The 6,880-nt window shown below is 49.6% G+C and carries 11 protein-coding genes; 8 read left to right on the top strand and 3 right to left on the bottom strand.

Annotation, left to right across the window (positions count from 1 at the left end; genetic code table 11):
• Positions 1-70: 70 nt before the first annotated feature.
• On the bottom strand, positions 71-235 hold the full coding sequence (locus F1593_RS28760) for a hypothetical protein (RefSeq protein ID WP_172632492.1): 165 nt from the start codon (positions 233-235) through the stop codon (positions 71-73).
• A 261-nt stretch (positions 236-496) separates the two neighbouring features.
• Here F1593_RS28760 and F1593_RS26885 point away from each other — a divergent pair, with 261 nt between their 5' ends.
• The 3 genes from F1593_RS26885 (at position 497) to F1593_RS26875 (ending at position 2,376) form a co-directional block, all read left to right on the top strand.
• Positions 497-694, top strand: a complete 198-nt coding sequence (locus tag F1593_RS26885; protein ID WP_149404635.1) for a hypothetical protein — start codon at positions 497-499, stop codon at positions 692-694.
• A 235-nt stretch (positions 695-929) separates the two neighbouring features.
• Positions 930-1,772 (top strand): helix-turn-helix domain-containing protein, encoded by an 843-nt coding sequence (locus tag F1593_RS26880; protein ID WP_149404634.1) that lies wholly within the window; start codon positions 930-932, stop codon positions 1,770-1,772.
• A 136-nt stretch (positions 1,773-1,908) separates the two neighbouring features.
• Positions 1,909-2,376, top strand: a complete 468-nt coding sequence (locus F1593_RS26875; protein ID WP_149404633.1) for a cupin domain-containing protein — start codon at positions 1,909-1,911, stop codon at positions 2,374-2,376.
• 216 nt (positions 2,377-2,592) lie between these two features.
• On the opposite strand, the gene F1593_RS30040 is transcribed toward F1593_RS26875, so the two are convergent.
• Positions 2,593-2,856 (bottom strand): DUF6444 domain-containing protein, encoded by a 264-nt coding sequence (locus tag F1593_RS30040; protein WP_371873925.1) that lies wholly within the window; start codon positions 2,854-2,856, stop codon positions 2,593-2,595.
• Positions 2,857-2,994 (bottom strand): hypothetical protein, encoded by a 138-nt coding sequence (locus F1593_RS28755; protein WP_172632491.1) that lies wholly within the window; start codon positions 2,992-2,994, stop codon positions 2,857-2,859.
• 453 nt (positions 2,995-3,447) lie between these two features.
• On the opposite strand from F1593_RS28755, the gene F1593_RS28750 reads away from it, so the two are divergent.
• The 5 genes from F1593_RS28750 to F1593_RS26860 form a co-directional block, all read left to right on the top strand.
• The gene (locus F1593_RS28750) at positions 3,448-3,621 is read left to right on the top strand and encodes a hypothetical protein (RefSeq protein ID WP_172632489.1); all 174 of its coding nucleotides are present in this window, start codon (positions 3,448-3,450) and stop codon (positions 3,619-3,621) included.
• 492 nt (positions 3,622-4,113) lie between these two features.
• The gene (locus tag F1593_RS26870; protein ID WP_149404632.1) at positions 4,114-4,971 is read left to right on the top strand and encodes a helix-turn-helix domain-containing protein; all 858 of its coding nucleotides are present in this window, start codon (positions 4,114-4,116) and stop codon (positions 4,969-4,971) included.
• Positions 4,972-5,122: 151 nt separating this feature from the next.
• Complete coding sequence (locus F1593_RS26865; RefSeq protein WP_149404631.1) at positions 5,123-5,596, top strand: cupin domain-containing protein; 474 nt, start codon at positions 5,123-5,125, stop codon at positions 5,594-5,596.
• A gap of 823 nt (positions 5,597-6,419) precedes the next feature.
• Positions 6,420-6,581, top strand: coding sequence for a hypothetical protein (locus F1593_RS28745; protein ID WP_172632490.1), 162 nt, complete (start codon positions 6,420-6,422; stop codon positions 6,579-6,581).
• A partial coding sequence (locus F1593_RS26860; RefSeq protein WP_268907093.1) for a reverse transcriptase domain-containing protein occupies positions 6,571-6,880 on the top strand: 310 nt, incomplete at its 3' end. The genes F1593_RS28745 and F1593_RS26860, both read left to right, overlap by 11 nt.

The following is a 6,880-nucleotide window of genomic DNA, read 5'->3' as shown; positions in this document are numbered from 1 at the left end:
GTCGACCGTGAGCGATACTTGAATATGCATAAGAGTTTCCTTTCTGTGGGTTGGATGGGTTTTTTATATCCTACCACAACTGGAAACTCTCTTTTTTCTCGACCCAGGGTTTTGGGTGGAACCCACCAAAAGCGGTCATAAAAAGCCCTAATTTACCCAAACTCGGAGAAACAGCTGAAGGAGAGGAAGCAGGAAACTGAACACAAGATATTTCTCGAAAATCCTTTTTCTTCATCAAAAGCTCTTTCTCGTCTATCATGGCTCAAAATAATGGAATGGTTGGCAACAATATCTGTATCGCTATAAACGTTTTTTGTGGCGATACTCCTATCAATATGTCGAGAAGGGTATTTTCCTTCTGTAATACATTTCTCTTCTCCGACTCTACAAATTAGGAGTACCTCCGCTTTTTTCTTTACCTGTATTGCTTGTTTTTCCGACTTCGGTGACAGGAAGCGGAACTACCCCTTCAGTTGGCACGTGCATCTCCGCCTTCGTGAGTGGTGGCCATGCCGAGTTCGCCGTAGCCAATGCCAGTGCGGTTATTCCCATTCCTGATACGCTTGACTTCGCTCCAGCCGCAGCTTTCCCATTGCAAAGGATTAGCGCCTACCAGATCTTGCGCGAATCAGCCCGCTTACAGGCAGGCGAAACAGTACTGGTGACAGCTTACGTAGCGCTACCTCTAGAATGAGATATAATTGAGCTATACTGAAACCATCGAGGCAAAGCACAACGCCAATTCATCGGAACAGGGAAACAAGAGTCGGGAAGAAAGAAATCATCGTGCAGAAAAAAAACAGAAAACAGAAACTCCTATTAATTGCATATTACACGTTTAGAGTTCAGCGCAAAGGCAATACTACTCATGGCTATCGGCCTATCCTGTTTCAGAACGTTCCTGCTCCAGACACGAAGAGGGTCATGCAATGAGGAAACATTCTGAACCAGTCGAAGGTAGTCTTAAAGTATGGCGACCATGGCAGTTTAAGCAGCTTGAATTATTTCAGGGCATTGCCTTCTCTACTCCTCTCCTACAGCATTTTACGCCAACGTATACGATCGCCTCTATGCAGTCAGGAACCGTACACTTGAAATATCGCAATGCTTGTATCAATAGGAAGGTTGTCGATGGGACATTTCTTATCATCGAACCTGGAGAAACCTGGATCTGCCAGCCTAAAGACGTTATCTTTCATCACCTCTCGATTGATCCTGACTGGCTACAACGGAACGCCGCAGAGTTGTTCCAACAGGATAAATCCTTGCTCCATTTTCCCAGCCAGATCCTCTTCGATCCAGCGCTGAGTAAGGCTTTATGCGATATCTCCGCCAAGTCGCTTGCTCCAGCTTCTCGCCTGCAACAAGACGAAATGCTTCTACACTTGCTTACTCGATTACTGCTTTCTCATGTCCAGGATATCAACGCATCTCAAGAAACACGTTGGGAACATCCCGCTATCGAGCGTGCGAAAGAATATTTGCAGGCCCACTATGCAGAGGAGATTGCGCTACAAGATCTGGCTAATGTGACACACCTGAGTCCATTTTATCTCGCCCGAACTTTCCGCCAGGTCGTTGGTCTGCCTCCTCACGCTTATCAAACTCGACTTCGATTGGCACATGCCAAAACACTACTGGCGCAGGGATGTGCAGTCAGCTACGTGGCGAACGAAACTGGCTTTTTTGACCAATCTCACTTCGCACAGCAATTTAAACGCAACTTTTTGGTAACCCCTAAAAGTTACCGCAAAACCGCAAGATTTTCCTAGTTTATCCCCCATATATGGACGTATTATGTCTACGTCAAGACCAAAGCAAAGATGAAAGGCTCCAATGACCGATGGTCTCCATCAGGTATGAGCCAGAGTCCTTATCATGCAACAATAACCAAAGCGAGGTGAAAACATGTCTCTCGATATTTCTCGTATGTTTATTCGGGCTTCTGAAGGAGATTCCACCTTTCTGGCTAGAGGCGAATTTTTGACGTGGAAAGCCACAGGAGAAACCACCGATGGCAAATATGACCAGGTAGAGGTGGTAACATTACCCGGCTCTGGACCGGCAGAGCATACTCATACCCAGGATGAATTGTTCTACTTCCTGGCAGGAAACTATAAGATGAAGCTCGGCGATCAAGTATTCACCGCTTCTGCGGGGGATTTCGTACGCATTCCAGCCGGAGTATCACATGCCTGGCTCTGTATTGGCAAAAACGCCGGAAAAGTTCTACTCACCTATATTCCAGGGGGCTTACGTGGATTTTTTGAAGAGGCCCGCGAACTCTATCTGACACCGGATTTAGCGCTGGGATTAGCCATTGCTGAAAAGTATGGAATGGTTGTAACTGGTCCCCCACTCACCGAGGAAGAATAGCAATTCCACTTGTATAGTAAAAATTAAGATAAAAAGGGAAACGAGGTATGACTAGGATTCGTGCAAAAATCTATCAGCGCGTGCAGATGTCCTGAAATATGGCTCATGACTCTCTTCAGGAAGTGTCATAAAAGCAGTTTTATCATATATTTCATGCATTTCTCATTCATGCCTTTGTTTCTTCTGCCATCGCCTCGAATGACCTGTGAAGCGGTTCTAGAGGCTTATGATCGATTTTTGCACGAATCCTAGCCATACCTCAACTTCGCTCAAGTCGCGGTGACAATGCTGGCACCAGGTGACGGAAGGTACCATCACGATTTCATCGGCGAGAGCGCTCATCTCAAGCGTCTGACCCTGGTGACTTGGTTGTCCTCCAGCCTTCTTCCCGCTGCGTGTGCGCAAACTGGAAGATTTGCGTTGCCTGGAAAAATGGTCAGAAGAAGGGGGCAGCGAACTGTTGTGACTGTCTTTGGCGATCTATTCTTGCAATCGCTTGACCTGTTCACTCAGTTGGCTGCTGATTTCTTGCAACACAGGGATTTGCTTGACCTGTTCAAGCAGTTCTGTCACTTCCGGGTAGTCGTTGCAACACAATAAGGGCAGTTCATCAGCCAACACTCCTTGTTCAATTCTCTGTTTAGAGGATGAGTATAACAGATGCGAGGCTGCTTTGCCAGGATGGTGTTTGAGTTCTGACAGAACCCATTTTCAGTTGTCCTTACGGAGATGAAGAAGGCACTAAAGGCACTATCTGAATGCGTTCCAGTAGTGACCATATTTGGTCTACTATCTCCGTCGTGGAAGAGGGCATCGAATGAGTAATCCACCACTCTAGCCAGTTCGCTGCCATGTCACCCGCTGCTTGAATTTTAGAATGGGCAACGAATCAGGTTGACACGCCTGGGCTTTCTGCGCGCTGCGTAGGAAGTGGTAATTGGGCTGAATGTTCGACACGATTTCCAAACTGTCACATATTTCGTAATAGTATATCAGGGTCTCGCGCCAGAGATGATGAGCGCATCTAGACATAGACTCCACACTCTGTTAGATTCCTGGAGGAGGTGTAGAGTGAAAAAGAAGCTCCAACGGATTGTCGTGCAAGGCCAAACCTCCCTCTGGAAGTTTACTCCAGACTATGTGGCAACTGGCGATCCAACCAACCCCTGGCAGTGCCAGGATCGTTTTACTGCCTGTCTGTCCCAAACGAAAGCCAGCCCTCTGCACATCTCTTTTCTGATCTGAGAAGATCCCATGATCGGGGGGCCGGGCCACTGCGAACGAGGATATCGCTTGATCTTGACAACATCGGGTCACCGTTATGGTATAAATGACAGAGCAAACCATGGTAGCGAGGATACGACAGTTTCATCCAGAGCTTGACTTGGCATATGTCTTGATCTAGCAGTTTGTCCAGTGTGAATTGTGTGACAGGCAAAGAGTGAGTCCGGTCATAGTGGAGCGATGAGCTATCCTGAAGCTATCTCAGGCGAAATCCTCTCTTGCCAGAGAGAGCAAGGAGGAATCATGCCTACGCGTTGAAACAGACAAGAGCGCGACGCACGAAGAAAGGAATGACCATGAAACTCTTGCGCGAAAAGGAACAGCGACGGCTCTCAGGTGAACACGCTGCATCTAAGACTCAGATCAATGGCCGTGCTGGCACCATTCATGAGCACTGGCGTTTCTTGACCCAGGACGTTCTTGTCTCAGGAAAGAAGAAGGAGGAAAGCGTTCATGAGACCTCTCGAAACGAGAACAGGGGGTGAGGCGGTCAAAGGCAGCGTCACGGTGTGGCGACCCTGGCAGCTCAAAGAGCTCGAACTTTTCCAGAAAGTTGCCATCTCTGCCCTTGAGAACCAGCGTTTTACTCAGGAGTACCTGATTGTCTGCGGGCAGTCAGGGACAATAGAGTTCCAGCATCGAAACACTCGTCTCAGTGGCCAGCTCATCGATGGGATATTCGTTGTGCTCGAGCCTGGAGAAACCTGGACCTGCCAGACCAAAGACGTCACTTCCTATCATCTCTCTATTGATCCGGCCTGGCTGCAACAGTTCGCCACAGAGATGCTCCAAAGGGAGAAGGGCTTGCCTCATTTTCCCAACCGTCCCCTCTTTGATCCGCCTTTGAGCCAGGCCATGAGTGATCTCGCTGCCAGGTCGCAGGCTCCGGCATCTCGTCTGCAACAGGAGGAGACGCTGTTGCACCTGTTGGCTCCGTTGCTGCTTTCCCATTCCCAAGACGCAGGAACCCTGCCTCAACTGGGCAAGGAATATCCAGCCGTCAAGCGCACAAAGGAGTATCTGCAAGCGCACTACGCCCAGGAGGTGGCGTTGCAAGAACTAGCCGGGGTGGTCAACATGAGTCCCTTTCATCTGGCTCGGGTCTTCCGCCAGGTGGTCGGCCTGCCTCCCCATGCCTATCAGACCCAGCTGCGCCTGGTGCATTCCAGAACGTTGCTGGCACAAGGGTACGACGTGGGTACTGTGGCCCAGGAAACCGGCTTTGCTGATCAATCGCACTTCACCCGGCAGTTTAAGCGGTACTACCTGATGCCCCCAGGGAGCTACCGCAAAACCGCAAGATTGTTCTAGTCGGCCTCACCTTTCGTGAGCTATCATAGAGCTATCCAGAGCAGGAAGCATTTAGTCAAGAGGAGCATGCAACGACGCTCTTCTCCTCCTCACGTTGCAGGAGGAACAAGCAAGGGATGTTTACTGAGATGATACAGAAGCGAGGTGAAATATGTCTATTGATACTTCCAATCTCCTTTTGCGGGCTAATGAAGGAGAGTCCACTTTTCAGGCCAGTGGAGAATTTCTGACGTGGAAAGCAACAGCGGAAACCACTGGGGGCAAATATGATCAGGTGGAACTGGTGACATTACCCCAGGCAGGACCACCAGAGCATACCCATACCCAGGACGAGCTGTTCTATTTTCTGGAGGGAACCTACCGGATGAGGCTCGGCACACAGGTGTTTACCCTTTCTGCGGGGGATTTCGTGCGGGTTCCAGCCGGAGTCCCGCATACCTGGCGTTGTCTTGGCAAAAACGCCGGAAAAATCCTGCTCACCTATGTGCCAGGTGGCTTGCGCGGATTTTTTGAAGAGGTCCGTCCATTCTACTTAGCGCCAGAGCTGGATATCCCAAAGGTGATGGCTCTTGGAGCAAAGTATGGGGTGGTGGTGACCGGCCCTCCACTTGCCGAGGGAGAGTAACCAGATAACGAGAGGTGGAGCGCCAACCACGAGGTACCGTATCATTTGAAGAAAACCCTACGCTAAGGCTTAGCGTAGGGTTTTCTTCAAATGATACGGTACCTCGAATATATCCTCAGAGTCATGGAGAGCCAATTGCCATACGCCGAACTCTGCAGCTTGGATCATTCAAAATAACTATCGTTTAAGGGAGTCCCTTATGCTCAGCAGGCCAGCAAATCGCTTCTCCAGCCTGCTCTAGAGGCAGCACAAAACGATTTCTTATCGTTCCACTTATCCCCATCCCATCGGCACAAAATCCACAATTATATGGTACGACTGAGTGCGCCCAAAGTGGCCCATGATAGTCCGTGGCAAGGAACGCCACCTCACTCAGGCAAGGTGAGTAAAGCAGCTTCTTACCTTTGACCGAAAGAGTCAGGGGGACAGTAGCATGAAGTCAAAAGCCTGTTGAAGCCCTAGCACTGAGGGCCAGAGGGCAGGCAGCAAGGCTGTCTACGGTGAAAGCTGAATTGCTTGAACCCCAGTCATGGCGGACAATACCTGTTCTGTGGGATGGTGTCATTGCCCACATCTGACGGTATGAATGAAAGATACAGTCGCATTCATACAGCCTGCATCAGAGCCAACCTTCAAGGAGAAGGGAATGACGAACGGGGCACCTACGGATAGACCGACGATCATGGGTAACTTGGGAATCGCCTAAACGCTGCAAAGCGCAAGGTGACGGAGGAGTCATAGTACCCAAATACTCTCCGTAATGGGAGAGGCACGGGGAAGGACTCTACACAGAGCATGCTTCATTCAAAGGAGGTTGGCTTGGATGAGCCAGAAGACCATCGCGCGACTGGAGCGCCTACAACAACTGAATAGCAATCGACAGTGGATCAACCACGATCTGTATCGACTGATGTATCAGGAAGATCTGTACATCATCGCCTACGAGCGGATCAAATCCAAACCCGGCCTCAAAAATGGTCAATGATCCCACATTTTGCAGGATAAAATACCTGAGATATGCGGATGATTGGCTCATCGGCCTGTGCGGAAGCCGCGCCATAGCAGAAGAGGTCAAAGAACTGGTGAAAACCTTCCTCCATGACCATCTCAAGCTCACCCTCAGCGAAGAGAAAACGCGCATCACCCATGCACAAACCGAAAAGGCATTCTTTCTGGGAACCATTCTGACTATTGGTAATGGCGGGGAAGCCAAAGTCGTGCTGCAAAAGACCAGCAAGGGCAAAACGATTCAACGAAGAAGCACAGGATGGGCGACCATCCTGA

Origin of the sequence: Dictyobacter arantiisoli, from assembly GCF_008326305.1 — a bacterium.
GTDB classification, from domain to species: Bacteria; Chloroflexota; Ktedonobacteria; order Ktedonobacterales; family Ktedonobacteraceae; genus Dictyobacter; species Dictyobacter arantiisoli.
The sequence above is the reverse complement of the archived record's forward strand: the minus strand, read 5'-3'. Positions and strand labels throughout refer to the sequence as shown.